This window comes from Pedobacter cryoconitis (assembly GCF_014200595.1).
Taxonomy (GTDB): Bacteria; Bacteroidota; Bacteroidia; order Sphingobacteriales; family Sphingobacteriaceae; genus Pedobacter; species Pedobacter cryoconitis_C.
The window spans coordinates 2,012,419-2,034,740 of the sequence record NZ_JACHCG010000001.1; the positions used below are offsets into that span (position 1 = coordinate 2,012,419).

Consider the following 22,322-nt stretch of genomic DNA (forward strand, 5'->3'; position numbering starts at 1 on the left):
TGGGTGGTAATGCCCAGTAAATATGGCGTGAGTTTAGGTGGTAACAATATAGGAATATTTACATTTATCGTCTACAAAACAGGAATATTTAAAAATATTACAAATTATTTTAACAATTTATTTGTATCAAGTCTAAATAATGTGAATCTTTGTATTATAATCATAAATGTTAATGCAAAACGTAGCCGTAGCACCTTCAGTTGAATTATTAGAAGTATTCCAAACCAGGAATGGATCTGTATCTCAGTCGGATTCTCAAAAATGCTGGTACGTTAATTTCGCAGGTCATAACAATCGTTTCGATTATCGTTCGATCATGAAGCTTAGAAAAGCCATTTATGGCATCGATATCGAGGCTTTACTGCTAAGTTCTGATAAAGCACCTGATCTGGAGATTGTCTTTATCTGTGCTTGTGATCATTGTTATGTATTAACCTTATTAGAAATTATCGCCTTCAAAGAATTAATAGAAGGTACGTTTGTAATGCTTGAACTTAATCGCATCCTGCACGATAGGGTATATAGTCTGACAGCTTAAGCTTCTTTAGACTTAGAATCTTTCCATATTTCTTTTAAATGCTCTAAAATTGATTTATAGCACTACTTTTGTCATACGATATAGGTAATAATTAATTTATAATCATATGAAAGACATCATCCGCGTTAAGTGTTTGCTTTCTACTGAAGTAGAAAAACTCTTAAATCAACAAATAAAAAAAGAAGCTCAATCTTCATCAGCATATTTAGCAATGGCATCATGGTGTAACCAACATGGTTACGATTTCTCCTCTGACTATTTCTTCAAACAGTCGGACGAAGAAAGACAACACCAGCTTAAAATCTATAAATATGTTTTAGATATGGGCGGTACTGCAATCTCTCCGGAAGTATCAAACATCAAATTAGAATATAACTCTTTCAGAGAAGTTTTCGAAGAAGCTTTAGATCAGGAAATCAGTGTTACTCAATCTTTGAAAAATATCGCAGCTAACTGCCATAAAGAACAAGATTATATTACTGTTGAATTCTTAAACTGGTTCTTCAAAGAACAACGTGAAGAAGAATACAAAGCAAGACGTGCGCTTGAGTTGTTCGACGTTATCGGCGAAGAAGGCACTGGCAGATGGCAAATCGACAAACATGTTGGTGGCATTGTTTATGACAGCGAAGCATAGTTTGAACTAAAGACAAATTATATAAAACCGGTTATCATCATGATAACCGGTTTTTTTATGCCCAAAATCAAATAATTAAATGTGTTATCTATTTCATGGCTTAGTTTAATATCTACATCTATTAACAATGAAAACTATGAAAATGAACAGAACTAAATCCTGGCTGATTTGTCTTGGCCTGGTAACGCTAACTGCATTTATGATACAATGCAAAAAGTCTGTAGCCGCTGATGGTACAAATAACCCAGTCAGCAATTCCAGTGTAAATGGAGCTCAATTAGTTTCATTTGTACATCCCGCACTGCTGAATACGCAGGCAAGTCTTGACCTGATTGCTTCACAAACTAACGGGGGTGATGCTGATCGGACTGCTGCCTACCAAAAGGTAACTGATTTTATTAACAGCCATAAATACCCGACATCATTTCCTGCAACAGTTGTGGTTGGATCCAATGGAGCAACTTCTCCTTCAAAAAACCAGATTAGAAGTGATTCCGAATTAGCTTATGCAACGGCTTTACGCTGGGCTAAGACCGGAAATGCAACTTATGCAACACAAACAATTGCCATTTTAAACGGCTGGGCAAGGAATTTCAAGGATTATGCTTTACTGGATGGGGACACAAATGCTAATCAGCCAGATCTGGAAGCTTCCTGGATGACACCAACTTTTGTAGCTGCTGCCGAGATTATCAGATATTATAAAGTTAATGGACAGTCTGCTGGCTGGTCTGACGCTGATATCAATCAGTTTTCAACCTTTATATCGCTTGTGAAAGACAATTACATCAATAAAATTCCAAAGTATAATAACAACTGGGATGCTTCTGCCGGATATGCGAAAATGGCCATTGGTGTTTTCCTGAATAGTACAACGGTTTATCAGAATGGATTAGATTTTGTTAAAACCTATCTTCCTGTTGTGATTAATCCAGACGGAACTTTACCTGAACTTTGTGATAGAAAAGACTGCGTACATTACCAGTATTCGTTAACAGCTTTTGCTTATGCAGCTGAGATTGCAAGGCTTCAGGGTGATAATTCACTTTGGACGATGAATTCAAATCTGATTAGTAAAGGATATGATTTTATGAGAAAAGCTTATGATCGTACTACAGGTTGTAATTACTGTACTGTGAATAGTCCGGTATTTCCTGGTACTGAAATCGCTTATAATTATTATAAAACGGCAAATCTTAAAACTTTAAGAGAATTGCAGCCACCTCTTGGCGTACCGAATGACAATACATTTTTAGGTTTTACTACCTATACTCATTTTGGAGTTACAGGTCTTTAAATAATTCAGGAGCTAAATAATAAAATTATCATTTAGCTCCTGAATTATTTAAAGACCTTCTTGATTCATTTTAGTGTTATTCCCTGTTTTCTGAATAATTATCAGGTCTCTCAGACGAAAAAACTGGGGGTAAACTATTTTGATTTTGCATCTAAAATTTCTGCAAGTTTCTTTTGTAGTTCTTCTTCTCTTAAACCTTTAGCGATGATTTTTCCGGAAGGGTCAACCAGGAAATTAGCAGGTATTGATCTGACACCATATAGTTTTGCAACTGCATTATCCCAGAATTTCAAATCTGAAACATGAGTCCAGGTCAGTTTATCATCCTCAATTGCTTTTAACCAGGCTTCTTTCTTACCAGGCTGATCTAAGGAAACTCCTAATACCGTAAATCCTTTGTCTTTATATTTGTTATAGGCAGCAACAACATTTGGGTTCTCCCTTCTGCATGGCCCACACCATGATGCCCAAAAATCAACTAAAACATATTTTCCTTTAAAGTCTGATAACTTCACAGGTTTATCATTCACATCATTCTGTGTAAAATCCAAAGCCTGCTGACCAATTTTTGTCTTTTTTGCAGCTTCAAAGAAACCTGCTATACTTTTTCCTGTACTGGTTTCACGAACTTTTGGTGAAAGCCCATTATAAAGCTGTTCTGCATCTGATTGTACTTTATCATCAGTCGCTAATTGAGATAAAACTACAAGACTAATGTAAGATCCTGGATTTTTACGGGCGAAATCCAGGTAAATCGGAGTCAGGCCTTCTGAGGTTTTATCGTAACGGTTGGAAAAGCTTTCCAGAAATGCTTTATCATTTTTCTGCTCCGGAGTGAATTTTGAATATTCTTCGTTAAGTACATTTAGCTGATCCTGAATAGATTTAGAGCTTGCTTTAAGTTTACTGTTATCCGCATTAACCAAAGAACCGCTTACTGTTGCATGTTTCAGAGAGTCTATAGCAGTCACTTTAATATTTGCAGGTTCGATATAAAATGACAAAGCATCGCTTCTAATTCCTTTAGTTGCAGATTTTTTATAGAGGATACTTCTGGCGGGATCTTTAATTTTGCCGGTGAAAGTAAAAATACCTTTTTCAGCTATTGCAGAATCCAGTATACTTTTTCCGTCTGCATTGTAAGACAAAAAAATTTTATCTCCTGGTAGTAATCCTTTTACGTCTCCTTTGAGGCTGAATGGCTGCTGAGCAAGTAAGGTGAACGGGAGCAAGGCTCCGATGAGTAGCGTAGAAGTTTTTTTCATGTTTGGTTGGTTTAATAAGGTTGGTACACAAAGATAAATAAAACACTACTAAATTAGTATACTTTATTCATTAAATATGATTTTTCATTTGTTGCAAGATTTTAACGAGTGTTCTGGACATAAAAAAGCCCTTGTGCTGAACGATTTTATCAACAGAAGGACTTATAAAAAGAATTTAAGGATATTAACGAGTTAGCTGACGCTGCTCATCCTTAGTTCTGCTTCATCCAGATTTTCATCGTGATCTATACAGAATATTTTAAAATCCGGTGTCTTATGGATTTTCTGGTATTCTTCAGTTTTGGTAAATTCAACTAAGGTTTTAGAAAAATGCAATAGCAAATTTTGTGTGAGTTCATTGGCAGGTCCTTCGTCATCTTCAGTTTCCTCATGATCATCATCTTCACCATCACCAAATAATTCTTCCTCAGAAAGTACATAAGTGGTGGCAAAAGATTGATACTCCCAATCGCCGGTATTATATCTCAGTTCATTAATTTGTTCTACAGTTTGATAAGAAGCTTTATACTTTCCACTTTGAGATTCTGTAAGGAGAGTTGAAAAGGCACTTTCTGTATTGAAACACAAATTTACTTCGGCATCTTCTGCGTTACAATCAAATGCAAATGCGTAAAAAACTTCATCGGGATGCGCTGCTAAGAACTTGCTTACCTCAGTTTTTGTAAAAGCCAGTAACTCATTTTGTATTTTATTAAAATCTATTTCCTGCATAGCTATGTCTGATTAATATTAATTGATATTTCTTTATTTTTACCCCCAGGTAATTAATAACGACAGCAAGTTACGATAATTATCATTAAGGTGATTATATCAAAATAAATTCATTAATAGTCAGTGCGTTATGTTACTTATTTGGTCTTTTAAAAACCAATAGTATAGCATCTGTCGTAAATGTGGTTAAATATCAAAACTAAGATGAAAAAAACATTTATCTCAGCATTTGCTTTAGTAGCTATCGCATTTGCTTCACAAACACAAGTTCAGGCACAATCAAAAATGAATATGTCGGGCGATACCAAAATGGTAGGTGGTGCAGCAATGTATCCTACAAAAGATATTATTGATAATGCTGTAAATTCTAAAGACCATACTACATTGGTTGCTGCTGTTAAAGCTGCAGGTTTAGTCGAAACTTTAAAAGGAGCTGGCCCGTTTACAGTATTTGCACCAACTAATGAAGCATTTGATAAATTGCCAAAAGGTACTGTCGCTACTTTGGTTAAACCTGAAAACAAAGCTACCTTAACCAAAATCCTTACTTACCATGTTGTTGCTGGAAAAATGGATAGTAAAGCTATTGCAGCCGCCATCAAAAAAGGAAAAGGTAAAGCTGAGCTGACTACTGTTGAAGGTGGAAAACTTTGGGCATGGATGGAAGGCAAAAAATTAGTGCTGAAAGATGAAAAAGGTGGAATGAGCACAGTAACAATTGCTGATGTTTACCAGAAAAATGGTGTTATCCATGTAGTAAATAGTGTATTGATGCCAAAATAGATTAAGCTATATTTATATCAGAAAAGCCTCCGGAAAAATTAAGAGGCTTTTCTGATTATTCTTTGTAAGGTTTTCTCTATTTAACAGACTAAATGATAAAAAGAAGATTATGAAAACTATATTAAGTTCTGCAATTCTATTATTGTTCTTTTATACTGGCTACAGTCAAGGTAAAACCACAAAAAACCCTTATTACTCCAGAACGGATACTAACGTATTAAAAGTAAGTAACGCGGTATGGAAAAAAATACTTCCTGCTGAGCTTTACGCAGTCGCAAGAACAGGGGCAACCCAGCAAGCCTTTACGGGAAGTCTTTGGAATTCTGAACGCAGAGGAATGTATTACTGTGCTGTTTGTGGAAATCCACTATTTAAGTCTGATGCAAAGTTTGCAAGTACCTGCGGATGGCCGAGCTTTTTCGAACCGCTAAAAACTAAAAGCACTATATACAGAGCAGATAATTCTTTAGGTATGGAAAGAACAGAAGTACTTTGTGCACGTTGTGGTTCTCACCTCGGACATATCTTTGATGACGGGCCAGCACCAACACATAAACGCTTCTGTATGAATTCTGTATCTCTTGATTTTGTACCTGATGGTTTAGGTAAATAGTACCATTCTTTCAGGAAGAAACAGGCCGTGAAAAATGCATGCTGGTAATGATATATTTATGATTTAGGTATAACCGGTGTGCATCATTTCTGGTAGGGCCGCTATCCAGTTCTACTTTATTCATACCTGCTGCTTCCGCTTCTTTATGGATATATTCTAGTAAAGAAGCCGCATAACCTTTGCCGCGGTATTGAGGCAAGGTAAACAGATCATCGATATAGATCGTTTTCCCCGTAAAAAGCTTCTGGATATAACGGTATCCTGCAAAGCCCGCAATTTCTCCATTATCAATTATATAGATTAAATGAAAACCATTTTTAATCATCTCTGATAATTCCTGCTGGTAAGTATCTTCCCGCAAATTGGTTCGAAAAGTACTGAGCACATTCCAGAATCCGGACAGCTCATCTGTTGGTTTTAAAGTTAATATTTCCATGTTTTAAATTCTATAAGACCTCTTTAGATAGATAATTATCCAGACTCCATTTGTATACAGGAATACAGGCAAGCAAAAGACTTGCTGCGCTATCTGCAAACACGGAATAATTAAATGGTGCCCTTATTCCTAAGAATATAGCCATACTTAATCCAAAAGCCAGTGTAAGCAAAAAGCTGCCTTGTGCTGCCAGCCGCGTTTTGTAGCCTGTAATTAACAGTACAGCAAAAGCTGCTTCTGCCAGGGTCGCAATCAGCCCCATGAATCCAGCGGCAGATTTTCCTAAGAATGGCATAAGCGTATTGGTATAGCTGATAAAGTTTTCCCAGTTACCCCAGGCCACATTTTTTGTGCCCGCAGGTCCAAGAATTCCCAGACGATCTAAAACAGGGAGGATAAAACCTAAACCCAGTGCCAGGCGTAAGAACAATTGTGGGATTGAAAATTCGTTTTTCATTTTTTATTGATTTGATAACTCAAAAGTAGCACAGTAAACAAAGGCATTCATGTACCAGTTCTACCTAATTGAATAGTCCAGAATAATACAAGAACTAATCATAAACTTTACCGGAATAAAGAAATTTGTATCTTTAAAATCTGCTGTATCAGGTTGAATTTGCGCTTTTCAGCAGGCTTATTATTATAAATTTACAGCTTAAAACAAATGCTTCCTTTTAAAACCCTGATCATAATTGATGAAAGCAGCTCTGTAGCTGTATATAGACAAATTGCTGATTGTCTAATTGTTATGATAACAGATGGGGTAATACAACCCGGAACTTTTTTACCCAGTACAAGGGAAATGGCTGTATTACTTGATAAACACCGGAATACAATTGTTGCTGCTTATGAAGAGTTGATCACGCAAGACTGGATTGAGACTTTGCCCAGAGTAGGAATCAGAGTGGCTCTTGATCTGCCCTTAATCAAACCAAGGTCTTTTCAGGAAGGTGGAAAAAATAAAACCTATTCCGATCCTGCAAAATTCAGTTTCAGGCATGATATCCCTGGCCCTGTTCAGCATAGTTTTCCGTTAAAACGCAACTCAATAATTGTTAATGATGGTTTTCCGGATGCTGATCTGGCTCCGTTTGATAGTATGCTTCGGGAATATAGAAAATTGATGCAAGGTTCAAGACTCAAAACATTAATGTCTCTTAAGGATTTTGGGGGTACGCAAGCATTGAAAAATTCTACAGTCAATTTCCTGAATGATTCCCGTGGATTAAACATATCAACTGATAATCTTTTGATTACCAGAGGTGCACAGATGGCTATTTATCTTGCAGCGGCTATGATCCTTAAGCCTGGTGATCATGTACTGGTAAGTGACCCAAGCTATTATATTGCTGACGAAGTCTTTAAACAGCTGGGTGCCAATCTTATCCGGATACCGGTGGATGAGCATGGAATCGATATCGAAGGAGTGGAGAACGCCTTAAAAAGCACGAAAATCAGTTTACTTTACATTATTCCTCATCATCATCATCCAACAACTGTGACGATGAGTCAGTTGCGCAGAACCAGGTTACTCGAATTGATAAGATCTTATCAATTGCCAGTTATAGAGGATGACTACGACTATGATTTTCATTATAACAATAGCCCGGTTCTTCCGCTTGCAAGCTCAGCTCATAATAGTAATGTACTTTATATAGGGTCTTTTACAAAGCTTTTAGCACCTTCTTGCAGGATTGGATATTTGATCGGTGCGGCTAATTTTATTATTCAGGCTACAAATTTGAAAAGATTGATTGACCTGAGAGGGGACACTATGATGGAAGAAGCACTGTCAGTTATTATTAATAATGGAGAGTTAGACAGGCATATCAAGAAATCCAAAAAAGTATACAATGAGCGCTGCGACCAAACTTCATTGATGGTAGCTAATCAGCTTTCTCATGCCGTAGATTTTACTAAACCACAGGGAGGTTTAGCCTTGTGGTTGAAATTTAAAGCGGAATATCCACTAGGAGATATAATTTCAAAAGCCCGTTCCGCTGGTTTATTATTTGCCGGTACTGCCTACTACGAAGGAGAAGATCAAAAACATAACGGAATGCGTTTCGGATTTGCTTCTTTAAAAGAAAGCGAAATGCAGCGTGCTGTAGAAATCCTGCGAAAAATCACAATTTAATCAAGAAATAAAAAGCAATAAAAAACCGGCCGCATTTAATTATGCGGCCGGTTTAACTAGCTGATAAGCTATATTATTTAGGATCTTGTGTTGATTTTTCTTTGGCAGCTGCTTCCGCTTTAGCTTTCTTTTTAAAGAATCCTCTTAACAGGAAGTTATGTTGTAAAGCTTCCATGTTTTCATCCAGTTTTTTAGTACTTGATTCCAGATTAGAAACTGTATTTTTCAATTTAGCAGCAGTTTGTTCATCATTCAGTAAAACACCTACAGCATTTTTATCCGAATTCAATTTATTGCTGGTTACCTTCAGGTTATTCGTCATTTCAGAAGCTGATGCTGCTGTATTCTGTAAACTTTTAACCGCTGTTTTTAAGCTCGCAAACACAGTAGTGTCAGTTAGCAATTCGTTAGTCAAAGTACCTTTGGTATTCAGTTTAGAAGTATACTGGGCAACTGCTGATGTTACTCTTGCAGTACTTGCTGAAGCATTCTCCAGATTAATGGTCATCTGACGTAAGCGGCCTGCCATCACAGTATCGGCCAGTAAAGTTCCCAGTGTCCCTTTACCTTGCAGCATATCTGTCGTTACCTTTTTAAAATCTTCAGTAATCACCAGTATATTTTTATTGTTGGCCTGTAAAGTCTTCATGATATCTTCAGGGCCTAAAGCAGTGGCGACATTAATACGGTCTCCATCTTCCACTTGTGGCGCGTCACCCTGACCAGGCAGGATTTCAATCATTTTATTTCCTATAAAGCCTTCAGAACCTTGTTTAGCCACAGAGTTCTTATGGATATATTTTTGTGCAGCTTCTTCGATGTGCATCGTAACTTCTACTTGTGCATTCCCGTAAAAATTGATTTTGCTTACTGTTCCGATTTTTACCCCCGAAAAGAAGATGTTATTACCAGCCTGTATACCATTTACGTTATTGAAAACTGCTTTTAGGGTAATACTGCTCACAAATCGTTTTTGCTTCCCACCTAAAGTAAGTACCGCGGCAATGAAAATAGCAAGTCCGATAAAGATGAATATTCCTACAACTATTGATCTTTTGTTTTCTGTAGCGCTCATTTATTGTGTAAAATTATAATTGTAAAAAGATTGAACACGTTCGTCTTTACTCGCAAAGACTTCATCAAATGTTCCCTGTATCGCAAACTGACCATCTAAGAGCATAGCAATTCTATCGCCAGTTTCTTTAGCACAGGTTAAATCGTGTGTAATAATAATAGATGTTGTCTTATATTTTTCCTGAACCTCGTTGATCAGGTTATTAATTTCAATACAGGTAATAGGGTCAAGGCCGGCTGTAGGCTCATCATAAAGCATAATTTCTGGTCTTAGGATCAATGTGCGTGCAATACCTATTCTTTTACGCTGTCCACCGGAAAGTTCTGAAGGCATTTGTTCTATTGTTTGTGATAAACCAACCGCATCCAATACATCTTCCACTTCACGATTGATTTCTTTACGTCTCAGATTTCTTGAATTTCTTACTAAAGGGAATTCAAGATTTTGACGTACAGTCATACTATCATATAAAGCACTATTCTGAAACGAGAAGCCTACTTTTAATCGTAAGGCCATCAATTCTCTGGTACTTAAATGCTCTACGCTTTGCCCGAGTACATCTACATCTCCCGCGTCAGGAAGAAGTAAACCTGATATAACTTTGATCAATACAGATTTTCCAGTACCTGAGCGGCCCAGTACAACCAGGTTTTCCCCTTGATAAACCTCCAGGTCCACACCCCTCAGTACTTCAAGGTCACCAAAAGCTTTCTTTAAGCCTTTGATAGAAATAACCGCATTATTTCTGTCTATTGCTTTCTGTTCTTTTACCATATTAACGGAAAGCATTTACAATTTGAACAATAATAATCTCTTCCACAAAGATCAGGAACATGGCGGCAACTACTGCCGAATTCGCTGCTCTTCCAACACCTTCAGTACCTTTGGAAGAATTGTATCCGTGATAACAACCAACTACGCCAATCGTAAAACCAAATACCGTTGATTTAAAGGTAGTTGAAAATATATCTAAAAAGCTGATGGTATCAAATACTTGTGAGAAAAACATGGAGAAACTGGTTTGCTCATTGCTGTGGACACTTAAAAAAGCGCCCATTAAAGCTACACAAGCGGTATACATTACCAGTATAGGGATCATAAAGGTAGTTGCCAGTATCCTGCTAACTACCAGGTATTTAAAAGGATTGGTTGCCGATACTTCCATCGCATCAATCTGCTCTGTAACTTTCATTGATCCAAGCTCGGCACCCATATTAGAACCTACTTTACCGGCAGCAATTAATGCGGTAACTAAAGGAGCTAATGCACGGATAATCGCAATAGAGATCAGAGAGGGTAACCAGGATGTTGCACCGAAATTGGCAAGTGAAGGCCTGGATTGATTGGTAAATACAATCCCGGTAATGAAACCAGTAAGTGAGATCAGGGGCAGGGATTTATAACCCACTTCATAACATTGATGTATGATTTCTTTAAATTCGTAGGGCGGTACAAAAACTTCTTTAAAAAAGCGAAGTACAAACTGATAAGCGTGATATATACCGAAGAACATGCTGTCAAGTTTTTTAGAAATGACGTATTTGCGAGGCGTGATGTTCGGATTTTCTATGTTAGGATCCATTCTTTAGGTTTGTGCAGCCAAATATAATTTAAATCAGGGTTTTATTTTTTCTATTTATATGTAAGCAATAAAAGCGCAAAATTGTTTTGGTTTTATGCTGACTATAGCTGCATTTTGGTCAAATGTAATACATCAGTAATTATTCACAAGTTGGATTACATTAAAATGACAAAATAATGATGTGTTCGTTTAAACACCAGTATCTTGAAAACAGGCTTAAAAACAATTTTAAACCAGTGCATCATACAATACTTCTATTGGGTGTAATGCCTTTTTACTGGTGCCATCCTTGATCTGATGCCGGCAACTTGTTCCGGTCGCAGCAATAATTACATTTTCTGGTTGCTTTCTGACTTCAGGAAACAGAACCAATTCTCCGATTTGCATAGATATTTCGTAATGCTTCTTCTCATAACCAAATGAACCAGCCATACCGCAACAGCCAGAAGGAATAACTTCTACTTTATAATTTTCAGGAAAAGCCATTATTTGTTTAGAGGCGCCTACAGCTGCCCATGCTTTCTGCTGACAGTGCCCATGTAATTGGATCAACCTGTTTTCTTTAGTGAAACTGGACTGAGAAATGTTTCCATTTTCAATCTCCCTGGCAATGAACTCATCTATCAATAAACAATTTTTAGCAAGTTTTTCTGCCATCTCTAACTGCGGCAAATCTACCAGATCAACATACTCATCCCTGAATGTCAATATCGCAGAAGGTTCTATACCAATTAAAGGGGTGTCTTCAGTGATAATTTTGCTGAGCTGGAATACATTATGCTGTGCAATCTTTTTAGCTTTGCGTAGCAAACCTTTGGAAATCCAGGTTCTCCCACTTTCCAGATGCTCAGGGATAATTACTGTATAACCTAATTTCTCTAATAAAAGGACCGCTTTAATCCCTATTTCGGTATCCAGATAATTGGTGAATTCATCACAGAAAAAGTAAACAGATTTTTGTTTTAAAACATCAGGTTCAACACGCTTTTGATGTTGAGTAAACCATTTTCTTAAAGTTGTTTTATACAATAGCGGGAGGGAACGTTCCTGAGCAAAACCACAAGTCTTCTTAATAAAAGCATTCGTAGTTTTATTGCCGATACTCCAATTGTATAATCCCGGAGATAAAGAGGCGACCCGGTTAAGCTGATTAAAGCCAGCTACTATCCAGGTTTTCAATGGAACCCCATTCGCGTCATAATAACCCTGTAAAAATTCAGCTTTAAGTTTGGCCATATCCACATTCGAGGGACATTCTGATTTACAACCTTTACAGCTCAGGCACAAATCCATCACATCTTTAAGTTCCTGATGATCGAAACGATTGATTTTTGTGGAATGTGTGAGCATTTCGCGCAGCATATTGGCTCTTGCCCTGGTGGTGTCCTTCTCATTCCTTGTAGCCATGAAAGATGGACACATAGTGCCACCGGCTAAATGAGATTTCCGGCAATCACCTGAGCCATTACATTGTTCAGCATGCTGTAAAATATTCTGATTCTGATAACGGAATACGGTCTTGATTTCAGGTGTTTGCTGATTGGGTTCATACCGGAGCATGGTATCCATAGCAGGCGTGTCCGTAATCTTTCCGGGATTGAAGATGTTTTTGGGATCCCAGGTTGATTTAATGTCCTTTAGCATTTTATAGTTACGCGGGCCAATCATTTGCTCAATGAATTCACCGCGCAGCCTGCCATCACCATGTTCGCCACTGAGTGAACCATTGTATTGTTTAACAAGTTTAGCTATTTCTTCTGCAATTACCCTGAATAAGCGGTTACCTTCTACTGTTTTAAGATTCAGTATAGGCCGCAGGTGTATTTCTCCTGAACCAGCATGTGCATAATGAACGGAAAACAGGCCATGCTTTTTAAGGATTTCATTAAAATCGCGGATATAAGCCGGCAAATCTTTTACATCCACAGCTGTGTCTTCAATCACAGCTACTGCTTTTTCGTCGCCGGGAAGATTGCTTAATAAGCCAAGACCTGCTTTTCTTAAAGACCAGATTCTGGACATATCCGGGCCAAATACCAAAGGAAAATGATAGCCCAGCCCATTCGCCCTCATTTCTGCCTCAACTCTGGCTGCCTTTTCTGTAATTTCCTGTTTATTCTTTCCTGAATACTCTACGACAAGAATAGCAGCGGGGTCACCTGAAACAAAAAAACGATTTTTTGATTGCTCCATATTTTCTTTGGTACATTCAAGAATCAGATGATCTATCAGTTCACTTACCCTTGGCTTATACTTTAAAGCGATCAGATTAGCCAGCAATGCATCGTCAATACTATTGAAATGTATACACAATAATGCTGTTTCTTCTTTTAAAACAGGTTCCAGGTTAAGTTTGATCTCTGTAATGAATGCCAGTGTACCTTCGGAGCCAGCAATGAGCTTACAGAAATTGAAGTCTGCTGTTTCCGCTGTAAAAGGAGAGGTGTCCAGCAAAATATCAATCGCATAACCAGTATTTCGCCTCTCGATGCTTTTAGCTGGAAATTGCTCCCGGATACTCAGCTGATTTTCATAATTGCTGAGTAAGGACCTGATATTTCTGTACAGCTCATTTTCTAAAGAATCACCTTCACACTTTTTAATGAATTCTTCAAATTCAAGGGCTTTAAAATCTACCGCAGAACCATCAGAAAGCAAGGCTTTAATTTCCAGCGTATGCTCCCGGGTACTTCCATAAATCAGGCTGTTTGAACCACAGGAATTATTACCAACCATTCCGCCAATCATCGCCCTGTTAGCCGTTGAAGTTTCGGGCCCGAAATACAGGCCAAATGGTTTAAGATACTGGTTAAGCTCATCACGAACAACTCCGGGCTGTACTTTTACCCATCTTTCTTCTGCATTAATTTCCAGGATCCTGTTAAAATACCTGGAAACATCAACCACAATACCTTTACCTACAACTTGTCCTGCAAGTGAAGTGCCGGCAGTGCGGGGAATCAGCGAGACCCCATGTTTGGTGGCAAACAAGATCAGTTTTTCCAGGTCTGAAACAGACCTGGGTATCGCAACAGCGAGTGGCATTTCCCTATAAGCTGAAGCATCTGTAGCATATAAAATACGCGTCTGATTGTCAGTGAAAAAATCCCCGTCCAGTGAGCCGGACAGGGATTTCATTTGGTCATTGCTGATAGTCATATCAATCTAAAGATCGAATTTAATACCTTGTGCCAGTGGTAATTTATTCGCGTAATTGATTGTATTGGTTTGTCTGCGCATATATCCTTTCCAGGCATCAGATCCACTTTCTCTACCACCACCTGTTTCTTTTTCACCACCGAAAGCACCGCCAATTTCAGCACCAGAAGTACCGATATTCACATTTGCGATACCGCAGTCAGATCCATTAGTAGATAAGAATAGTTCAGCTTCTCTCAGGTTTAAAGTCATGATTGCAGATGAAAGCCCTTGCGGAACACCATTTTGAAGGGCAATTGCTTCTTCCAGAGTTTTATAACTCATGATATATAGAATAGGTGCAAAAGTTTCTTCCTGTACAATTTGATAATGATTTTTCACTTCTGCAATACAAGGTTTAACATAACAGCCTGAACCATAAGGGCCGCCCGCAAGAACGCCACCTTCTGCAATAAAGTTTGCACCCTGAGCCCTGCCTTTTTCAATAGCCTCTAAATAAACCTCTACAGCAGCTTTATCAATCAGCGGGCCAACATGATTGTTCTGATCTAACGGATCTCCAATACGAAGTTGTCCATAAGCTTTGACAAGCTTAGTTTTAAACTCTTCATAAATTTCCTCATGAATGATTAAACGCCTGGTCGAAGTACATCTTTGTCCTGCTGTTCCTACTGCGCCGAATGCAGCGCCAATAATAGCGATATCCAGATCCGCATCTTTGGAAACGATAATCGCATTGTTACCACCAAGTTCAAGAATCGTTCTTCCGAAACGACCTGCTACCGCAGATGAAACCAGACGGCCAACTCTGGTTGATCCTGTAAAAGAAACCAGCGGAATTCTTGGATCGTTATTAATCAGATCGCCAACAGGATTTCCTGTAATTAACGCGCTGATTCCTTCCGGCATGTCATTCGCTTTTAAAACTGACGCAATAATATGCTGACAGGCAACTGCACAAAGTGGCGTTTTAGAAGAAGGTTTCCAAACACAAACATTTCCGCAAACCAATGCTAATGCAGTATTCCAGCTCCATACAGCTACAGGGAAGTTAAATGCAGAGATTACACCAACAATACCCAGCGGATGCCATTGTTCGTACATTCTGTGATCTGGCCTTTCAGAGTGCATCGTCAAACCATACAGTTGTCTGGATAGTCCAACGGCGAAATCACAGATATCTATCATTTCCTGAACTTCCCCAAGGCCTTCCTGTAAGCTTTTTCCCATTTCATAAGAAACCAGGATACCCAGATTTTCTTTATTCAAACGAAGTGCTTCACCCAGTTGCCTCACTATTTCACCTCTTTTTGGTGCAGGCACATTACGCCAGAATAAAAATGCTTCAGCACTCGTACTGATTACTTTTTCATAATCTTCAGGACTTGTTGTGCTTACTTTTGCTATTTCTTTGCCATCTACAGGCGATGAAGAAGTGATAACTTTTGCGCCCGATTCCATCCATTGATGTCCGGTTGAAGTACCACTGTTATTTTCCGCAATGCCTAATTGGCTTAATACTTTTTTGATATCCATATCTTTAATAATATATCTTTTAATAATTTCAGGACTTTACTTGTCCGGTGTAAGTGCTTTCGAAAATCTTATCAGCATTGCTGGTTTCAAAACCTTCTCTCCGGTGTACTGGCTGAATCTCTTCAGGTTTAAGATGACTATAAGCAGGCAGCACTGAACGTTCCGCAAACTCTACATAACTGCCGGCAATCTGTGTTTTTGCACCATCAGCAAACTCGACTTCATGTAAGCCGGCCACGGTACTGCTTTGACTTAATAAGCCGTCAGCACTTGTTTTAATTTTTCCGCCAGCATCATTCAGTTTGATTCCCAGACCTTCTACAAACTGATTAAAATCAGGGAGAGACTGATAACCTTCAGGCAGTGCGTGGACACTGATTGTATAATGGTTCAGGTAATACCGATTATAAATTACCCAGGCAGCATACTCACTTTCCTGGAGCAATGCAGTATAATCTTTTAAATCTGGTAATTTCCATAATGGATGGTGTAAAAATGCAGCGATAGCTTCACCATCGTTCAGATCCAGCGCATCCACAGGATCTGATTTGATATCACCCGTATATTTTTTGATAATCTCCTGTGTATTTTGACTCAGCTGATCTACTTTAAGTTCGCTTAAAAAGATTCGCGGATATTCAGGAGCAGGAGGGGCGTACCAGTAGGCATCCAGTTTCTTCTCTTCAAAATAGTAATGATCTCTCTTTTGATAACCATGAAACAAAAAGATCTTTTCAAAAGATTTGATGCCAAGGTCCGGAACTCCAAGCGTTCTGAAAGCGATATGATCATTTACTATTTCATCCTGAGAATTGACCACACCATTTTTTAATAAAGCGGCTGTGATTTTATTGACCTCTGGCACGGCTTCGCGGTACCGGTCAAAAAGTTCAGTCAGAAAAATATCTAATGGACTGTTATGATTAAAATTCATGTTCTTTATTTAAAGAGACTACCGCATTTTGTATTTAAAAGGGCTTCGAACGAAATTTCTTCCTGTTTGATAAAGCCTTTTGAAGGTAATGACCCATTGGCAACCATTTCTACCACTGCAACAATACTTGCTGCTGTAGTCCAGGAAATAGCTCTCCAGGAATTACCATTTAACTCAATCGGGCCGTAAGATCTACAGAATTCATTGCGTTTCAATTCATTGTTTTTCCATCCTTCGGCATCTGCATAGATAATAACAACATCTTCATCGACCGGAGGTTTGGCATTTTTAAGAATATCTTCCAATCGTTGTTTATCTTCCTTCATATGTAATTCATTAATCAGGAAGTTCATCAGGTCACAATGTCCCGGATAACGAATAGTTTTATAATCAAGTCTGTCCAGTTTGCCGGCATAGGTTTCGCACATCGTACCCAAACCGCCAGAGGTATAAAACGCTTCATATAAAGCACCATTAATCTGGATAGCTTCTTTGCCCTGTAAAGAGGGGACCATTTTTCGCTGGCCATGGTGAATAGCTTCAGCATCGTTAATATATTCATTAACTACCCCAGCAGCAGACCAGTTAAATGCATAACCCATTGCGCCGTTCGGATACTTTGGTAGAGCGCCAACACGCATATCAATTGATCTTAGTTTTTCAAAATCATTTCCCAGATGGGCACCAATAATACCTATTAATCCTGGGGCCAAACCACATTGAGGAGCCATTACAGCCGTTGCTGTTTCACTTAGTTTTCTGATTTCATTAGTCGTAGGAACGTCCTCAGTTAAATCAAAATAGTGTTTTCCTAAGCTGTGTGCGATTCTTGCAATCGGACTGTTTAAGAAAAACGGCAGGGCAGAAACCACCGCATCAAACTGACCGATCATCTTTTCCATTAAAACCAGGTCAGATACATCGCCAGTGGCAATAGCGAATGGAAGCTCATAATCATAATGTGGAGCTTGTTTATCCATTCCGGTCACTTCGAACTGGTCACTTAGCAATGTGGCTACCAGCGTACCTACCTTGCCAAGGCCCAGGCTTAAAATTTTATTGATCATTATAAAGTTTATTTTGGTTTACAATCTCAAATATCATTAGTTTTACCATTAGTAATAATTCTGATTACTTAAACTATGATAAGTATCACTAATCAAATAGAACTGCGGCACCTTAATTATTTTAAGCTGCTGGCCGAAGAACTGCATTACCGGAAAGCTGCTGAAAAGTTATTTATATCCCAGTCGGCTTTGAGCCAGCAGATTAAGCAACTGGAACAATGCCTTGGTCATTCATTATTTGACCGGAATAACAAACGTGTGGTCTTAAATGAGGCCGGAAAACTCTTTTATAAAGATGCCGTTCAGGTCATTCAAAAAATGCAAATAGCTGTTAATAATGTACAGCTGCTGCAAAAAGGGAATACCGGGCAGCTTGGAATTAGCTTTGTAGCCTCAGCAATGCAGTCTATACTACCAGTTTTACTTAAACAGTTCAACAGTGATTGTCCGAATATTGAATTCCATTTAGAAGAGTTAACCAATAAAGAACAGTTGCTGGCCTTAGAAAAGGGAGATATTGATCTTGGCTTTATGCGTTCTAACCAGGTTGGACAAGAGATGATGATCAAAAGTGTATATAAAGAGACTTTTACACTAGTATTGCCAGCAGATCATCCCATGTCTGCTCAGGATTTCAAACATATAGGGGAGTTAAAAGATGAATATTTTATACTTTTTCCAAATGATCAGAGCCAGCTGTATTATCAGCAGATCATTAATTTATGCGCTGATCAGGGTTTTACACCAAAACTATCGCATCGCTCTATCCATGCGCCAACTATATTCAAACTCGTGGAGAATGGAATGGGACTTTCTATTATCCCGACTTCCTTAGCTACCCCGGGCAATCAAGGGGTTAAATTTATCGAATTGAAAAACATACCTCAGCAAACTGAGCTGTATGCGGTATGGAAAAAGATCAATGATAATCCTGCGTTGCCTTATTTATTAGAAATGCTTGTCTGATGCTATTATTATAGATAGTTTTGGGGATGTTGAAAATTTTTAAAGCAATCGCGTTTAGCTCCACATTCCTTTTACTATTTAATTTCAATTCTTCTGCACAGGATAAGCCTGCATTTTGGGATGATATACAAGCTATCAAACAATATGACAGAGTTTATGCACCTCCAAAAGACCCGATTTTATTTATTGGAAGTTCTTCAATCAGGTTATGGGTTGATTTTACCAGAACATTTAAAGATTACACCGTATTAAACAGAGGAATTGGTGGCGCAGTGACCAGTGACGTAGACCGTTATCTGGAAGATATTGTATTTCCTTACCATCCAAAACAACTGATCATTTATGTAGGTGAAAATGACCTGATTAAAGCAGCATCCGGAGAGGAAGTATTCCAGAGTTTTAAAAAGCTGTATACTGATATAAGAGTTAAATTACCCGTAGTCCCTATTGTTTATATAGCGATCAAAGCAAGTCCTTCCAGAGCACAATACTTATCAAAAGGGGTAAAAGCTAATCAATTGGTACAAGATTTTTTAAAAGGAGAGCAGAATACCGTATTTCTTGATATCTACAAGCCGATGTTTGATAAAAAAGGAGAAATGCAGCCTGAATTATTTAAAGAAGATATGCTGCATATGAATGCTTCCGGATATGAAATCTGGAATAAATTACTGAAACCTTACTTATTAAAAGATTAAGATACAAGATGATCCCTGCCCGTAATAAACCAGGGATCATCTTGTATTTAGCGATAATCAGGATCAATCATCGTGGTATGATCCTTAAATGCCAGATTTGCAATCTCATCCTTTCGCATAAATTTAACACCAGGTTGTTTAGCCGCGTAAGCTAGAAACTGATCTAAAACTTTGACTTGTGCAGGTGTTCCACTGATTCTATCATGCGTGCTAATTGACATTTGTCTGCGGTATTTTTCACCTTCCTCATACAATTGATCAAATTCCAGTCTTAACTGTTCACCAAATTGTTGTGAAGAAAAATAACGGCCTTCCAGCAATTGGATATCATTACAGCGCAGGGTGTAAGGAACAACGGCAAAATTCTTTCCTTTTACAGGGATTAAAAAAGGTTCATCCCGGCTTAAGTCATCAATATGATAAGTAAAACCGAGCTCCTGTAATATAGCCAGCGTATTTTTACTTCTTCGTAACCAGTTGCAATTGTAACCAACCGCTGTTTTTCCAGTGATCTCTTTAATAATTGCAACGCCATCCTGAATAAATTTCTTCTCTTGTTGGTAAGATAGATTATACTGTGGTGTCCAGTTTAAACCGTGCGCTGCTGCCTCATGGCCGCGTTTTACAATTTCACGCGCCAGATCAGGACTATGTTTTACCGCCTCACCGATCATATGGCTGGTCACTTTGATATTATATTTATCCCACAGCGCTAATAAACGGGGAATTCCCTGTTTATAACCATACTGAAACCATGTTTTAGCAGGTAAATCGGTATAACCTTTTTCCAGGTTTGGTGGAAAAGGGCTGTCAAAACCCGTTTCTGGTTCTCCGCCAGCTTCAAATTGCATGGAAATGGAAATAACAAGCCGGCTGCCATCAGCCCATTTTGACGGCTTTTGTAAATCTCCTACAGGAGCCTGAGGTTGTGATACCGGCTTATCAATTACTTTTGAAAATCCTGTAGCAGGTAACAGGAGGGAGCCTGCACCTAAAATTGCTGACTGGCGGATAAAATCTTTTCTTGTACTCATCTTATTTTCTGCTGATTAGTTGATCAATTGATATTTTATTAAAATCCAGGTAGCGATATAATACAGCAAAATATGCCCCATGGTAAGCGGGCAAGCACATAGGTTATATTGATATCTTTCATAAGTCAAATTTGAGAGGAAAACAGACCAGATTATAAGTAGAACACTGCTAAGTTTTTGTATCTTTCCGCTATGAAGCGCTATCGCCAGTTTTTGCCTGTAATTATTTCAGATTTTGAAATTACGAACTGGGAGCATCCTGTGCATAATCATAACCACTATGAGCTGATCTATATCAAAAAAGGAACGGGTCTTCATCATCTCAATAAGGGAATTATCAATTATAAACAGGGAGATCTGTTTTTGCTGGGGCCTGAAGATGAACACTACTTTGAAATCAAAGAGAGTACCCGTTTTGTTTTTCTGAAATTTACTGATTTCTATCTTCATGGAGAGGAGAAAGTAAAAGATCAGTGGGTTCAGGAAATGGAGTATCTGATCAAGAACAAGGAAATTGGTTTATCAGGGTTTGAACTGAAGACTATCGATCAGCTGGTAATAGACTCTATTTATGAAGTTATTATCAATCTGAAGCCCGATCTTCAGACCAATGAGCGTTTAATCTGGCTTCAGATCATGGCCCTTGCGACCATCCTCAGAAGAAACCTTCCTGAAATTACTTCCCAAGAAAGAAAGGGTAAAGAAATGGAATCGGTTTTCGCTTATATCCACGAACATATTTACACGCCTCACCGGCTTAAAGCACAGGTTATGGCCAGTCATTTTCATACGACTCCTGATTATATCGGCCCTTATTTTAAAAGAAATACAGGGATAACCATGCGTGATTATATCGGAAACTACCGCAGAACACTTATTCAAAAAAGAATGGCCAGCGGATACTACAGTCTGAAACAAATTGTACTCGAATTTGGACTAACCGATGAAAGTCATGTCAGTAAATTACTAAAAAATAAACAAAACCTATAATTCATTCCATCCTGTAGAACCAGTTGTTCGTCGGTGTGTTTCTGCCGTTGGTCAATTTCTTCTATCTGGCATTCCTTATTTGACTAATTTGGTCTTAAAGTCGATTGTTATAAAAAACAATAATCGTATTTAAAGCTCAGCCTTGATTGCATTCATGTGAAAAGAGGCTGGGTATTTGCTAATATCATTGTTTAACAAAATTGTCAAACATTAATATTAAAAACAGGTCACAATGCCAGTAAAAGATAAAGGAACAGAACAACTAATTAAAGATACCGCCAAGAAATTGTTTTTTGCGGATGGAAAGTTACATGCTACAACTCAGGACATCGCCGATGCCGCAGGTGTAAACAGAACTCTTGTTCATTATTACTTCAGATCCAGAAAACTATTATTTGAGCAGGTTACTGAGGAGGCTATGAATGAATTGCGTCAGATCATGTCGGATGCTTTTACAGGGAAACTGACATTTAAAGAAAAATTAAAAAAACTGATCAATGTTTTCATGGATCAGACCATAGCCTATCCTTACCGGGAATTGTTTCTGATTACCGAGACTAACCGTTATAACCAGGAACATGCAGACGAGGTTCATGACACACATACTAAGCCGTTTCTGGCAGAGATCAAAGAGGAAATGGACAAAGGAAATATCCAGGTAATGGATCCCCGTCATTATATGATGAACCTATTTGCGCTAATGGCTTATCCATTACTATCAGCTAATCTGAGTAAAAGCTTTATGAGAATAAGTGATCAGGAATATCATAAACTAATGAAACAAAGAAAGCAGCTCATTTTTGAGATGATCTATCCTATAAAATAAATCGTATTCAATATAAA

22 protein-coding genes are annotated in these 22,322 nt (G+C 38.2%); 10 read left to right on the forward strand and 12 right to left on the reverse strand.

All coding sequences use genetic code 11. From position 1 onward, the window contains the following. Positions 1–172 precede the first annotated feature (172 nt). From HDE70_RS08320 to HDE70_RS08330, 3 genes are all read left to right on the forward strand, one after another. Positions 173–538, forward strand: a complete 366-nt coding sequence (locus HDE70_RS08320; protein WP_111633874.1) for a hypothetical protein — start codon at positions 173–175, stop codon at positions 536–538. Positions 539–644: 106 nt separating this feature from the next. Further along, positions 645–1,175, forward strand: a complete 531-nt coding sequence (locus HDE70_RS08325; RefSeq protein WP_183869676.1) for a ferritin — start codon at positions 645–647, stop codon at positions 1,173–1,175. Positions 1,176–1,317: 142 nt separating this feature from the next. Next, a complete protein-coding gene (locus tag HDE70_RS08330; RefSeq protein WP_183889340.1) occupies positions 1,318–2,472 on the forward strand; it encodes an alginate lyase family protein in 1,155 nt (384 codons plus the stop codon). A gap of 134 nt (positions 2,473–2,606) precedes the next feature. Here the strand turns inward: HDE70_RS08330 and HDE70_RS08335 are convergent, their stop codons facing one another. Both HDE70_RS08335 and HDE70_RS08340 read right to left on the reverse strand, forming a co-directional pair. Next, positions 2,607–3,737, reverse strand: a complete 1,131-nt coding sequence (locus tag HDE70_RS08335) for a TlpA disulfide reductase family protein (protein WP_183889342.1) — start codon at positions 3,735–3,737, stop codon at positions 2,607–2,609. Between the two features lie 192 nt (positions 3,738–3,929). After that, positions 3,930–4,469 (reverse strand): DUF4303 domain-containing protein, encoded by a 540-nt coding sequence (locus HDE70_RS08340; RefSeq protein ID WP_183889344.1) that lies wholly within the window; start codon positions 4,467–4,469, stop codon positions 3,930–3,932. 204 nt (positions 4,470–4,673) lie between these two features. Here HDE70_RS08340 and HDE70_RS08345 point away from each other — a divergent pair, with 204 nt between their 5' ends. Then, positions 4,674–5,252, forward strand: coding sequence for a fasciclin domain-containing protein (locus HDE70_RS08345; protein WP_111633899.1), 579 nt, complete (start codon positions 4,674–4,676; stop codon positions 5,250–5,252). A gap of 109 nt (positions 5,253–5,361) precedes the next feature. Beyond that, the gene (gene msrB, locus HDE70_RS08350) at positions 5,362–5,865 is read left to right on the forward strand and encodes a peptide-methionine (R)-S-oxide reductase MsrB (protein WP_111633870.1); all 504 of its coding nucleotides are present in this window, start codon (positions 5,362–5,364) and stop codon (positions 5,863–5,865) included. 10 nt (positions 5,866–5,875) lie between these two features. Here msrB and HDE70_RS08355 read toward each other — a convergent pair whose 3' ends face one another. Beyond that, complete coding sequence (locus HDE70_RS08355; RefSeq protein ID WP_183889346.1) at positions 5,876–6,301, reverse strand: GNAT family N-acetyltransferase; 426 nt, start codon at positions 6,299–6,301, stop codon at positions 5,876–5,878. A gap of 10 nt (positions 6,302–6,311) precedes the next feature. Then, positions 6,312–6,758, reverse strand: coding sequence for a DoxX family protein (locus HDE70_RS08360; protein WP_183869682.1), 447 nt, complete (start codon positions 6,756–6,758; stop codon positions 6,312–6,314). A 207-nt stretch (positions 6,759–6,965) separates the two neighbouring features. On the opposite strand from HDE70_RS08360, the gene HDE70_RS08365 reads away from it, so the two are divergent. Beyond that, entirely contained in the window at positions 6,966–8,438 is a 1,473-nt protein-coding gene (locus HDE70_RS08365; protein WP_183889348.1) for a PLP-dependent aminotransferase family protein, read from the forward strand. Between the two features lie 73 nt (positions 8,439–8,511). Here HDE70_RS08365 and HDE70_RS08370 read toward each other — a convergent pair whose 3' ends face one another. The 7 genes from HDE70_RS08370 to HDE70_RS08400 form a co-directional block, all read right to left on the reverse strand. Continuing rightward, positions 8,512–9,513 (reverse strand): MlaD family protein, encoded by a 1,002-nt coding sequence (locus HDE70_RS08370; RefSeq protein ID WP_068398743.1) that lies wholly within the window; start codon positions 9,511–9,513, stop codon positions 8,512–8,514. Continuing rightward, positions 9,514–10,287, reverse strand: coding sequence for an ABC transporter ATP-binding protein (locus HDE70_RS08375; protein ID WP_183869685.1), 774 nt, complete (start codon positions 10,285–10,287; stop codon positions 9,514–9,516). It abuts the gene before it with no gap. A 1-nt stretch (position 10,288) separates the two neighbouring features. Further along, positions 10,289–11,095, reverse strand: coding sequence for an MlaE family ABC transporter permease (locus tag HDE70_RS08380; RefSeq protein ID WP_183889350.1), 807 nt, complete (start codon positions 11,093–11,095; stop codon positions 10,289–10,291). Positions 11,096–11,323: 228 nt separating this feature from the next. Beyond that, a complete protein-coding gene (locus HDE70_RS08385; protein ID WP_260160174.1) occupies positions 11,324–14,233 on the reverse strand; it encodes an FAD-binding and (Fe-S)-binding domain-containing protein in 2,910 nt (969 codons plus the stop codon). A gap of 27 nt (positions 14,234–14,260) precedes the next feature. Beyond that, positions 14,261–15,790, reverse strand: coding sequence for an aldehyde dehydrogenase family protein (locus HDE70_RS08390; RefSeq protein ID WP_183889354.1), 1,530 nt, complete (start codon positions 15,788–15,790; stop codon positions 14,261–14,263). A 28-nt stretch (positions 15,791–15,818) separates the two neighbouring features. Continuing rightward, positions 15,819–16,724 (reverse strand): DUF1338 domain-containing protein, encoded by a 906-nt coding sequence (locus tag HDE70_RS08395; protein ID WP_183889356.1) that lies wholly within the window; start codon positions 16,722–16,724, stop codon positions 15,819–15,821. 5 nt (positions 16,725–16,729) lie between these two features. Beyond that, the gene (locus tag HDE70_RS08400) at positions 16,730–17,791 is read right to left on the reverse strand and encodes a saccharopine dehydrogenase family protein (protein WP_221270747.1); all 1,062 of its coding nucleotides are present in this window, start codon (positions 17,789–17,791) and stop codon (positions 16,730–16,732) included. 75 nt (positions 17,792–17,866) lie between these two features. On the opposite strand from HDE70_RS08400, the gene HDE70_RS08405 reads away from it, so the two are divergent. Beyond that, the gene (locus tag HDE70_RS08405) at positions 17,867–18,757 is read left to right on the forward strand and encodes a LysR family transcriptional regulator (protein WP_183889358.1); all 891 of its coding nucleotides are present in this window, start codon (positions 17,867–17,869) and stop codon (positions 18,755–18,757) included. Between the two features lie 26 nt (positions 18,758–18,783). Continuing rightward, a complete protein-coding gene (locus HDE70_RS08410) occupies positions 18,784–19,455 on the forward strand; it encodes a GDSL-type esterase/lipase family protein (protein WP_183889360.1) in 672 nt (223 codons plus the stop codon). Between the two features lie 47 nt (positions 19,456–19,502). Here the strand turns inward: HDE70_RS08410 and HDE70_RS08415 are convergent, their stop codons facing one another. Next, entirely contained in the window at positions 19,503–20,489 is a 987-nt protein-coding gene (locus tag HDE70_RS08415) for a polysaccharide deacetylase family protein (protein ID WP_183889362.1), read from the reverse strand. A 192-nt stretch (positions 20,490–20,681) separates the two neighbouring features. Here HDE70_RS08415 and HDE70_RS08420 point away from each other — a divergent pair, with 192 nt between their 5' ends. Together HDE70_RS08420 and HDE70_RS08425 are read left to right on the forward strand one after the other, a co-directional pair. Continuing rightward, the gene (locus HDE70_RS08420; RefSeq protein ID WP_183889364.1) at positions 20,682–21,479 is read left to right on the forward strand and encodes an AraC family transcriptional regulator; all 798 of its coding nucleotides are present in this window, start codon (positions 20,682–20,684) and stop codon (positions 21,477–21,479) included. 232 nt (positions 21,480–21,711) lie between these two features. Then, complete coding sequence (locus HDE70_RS08425) at positions 21,712–22,305, forward strand: TetR/AcrR family transcriptional regulator (protein WP_183869695.1); 594 nt, start codon at positions 21,712–21,714, stop codon at positions 22,303–22,305. The last annotated feature ends 17 nt before the right edge of the window (positions 22,306–22,322 follow it).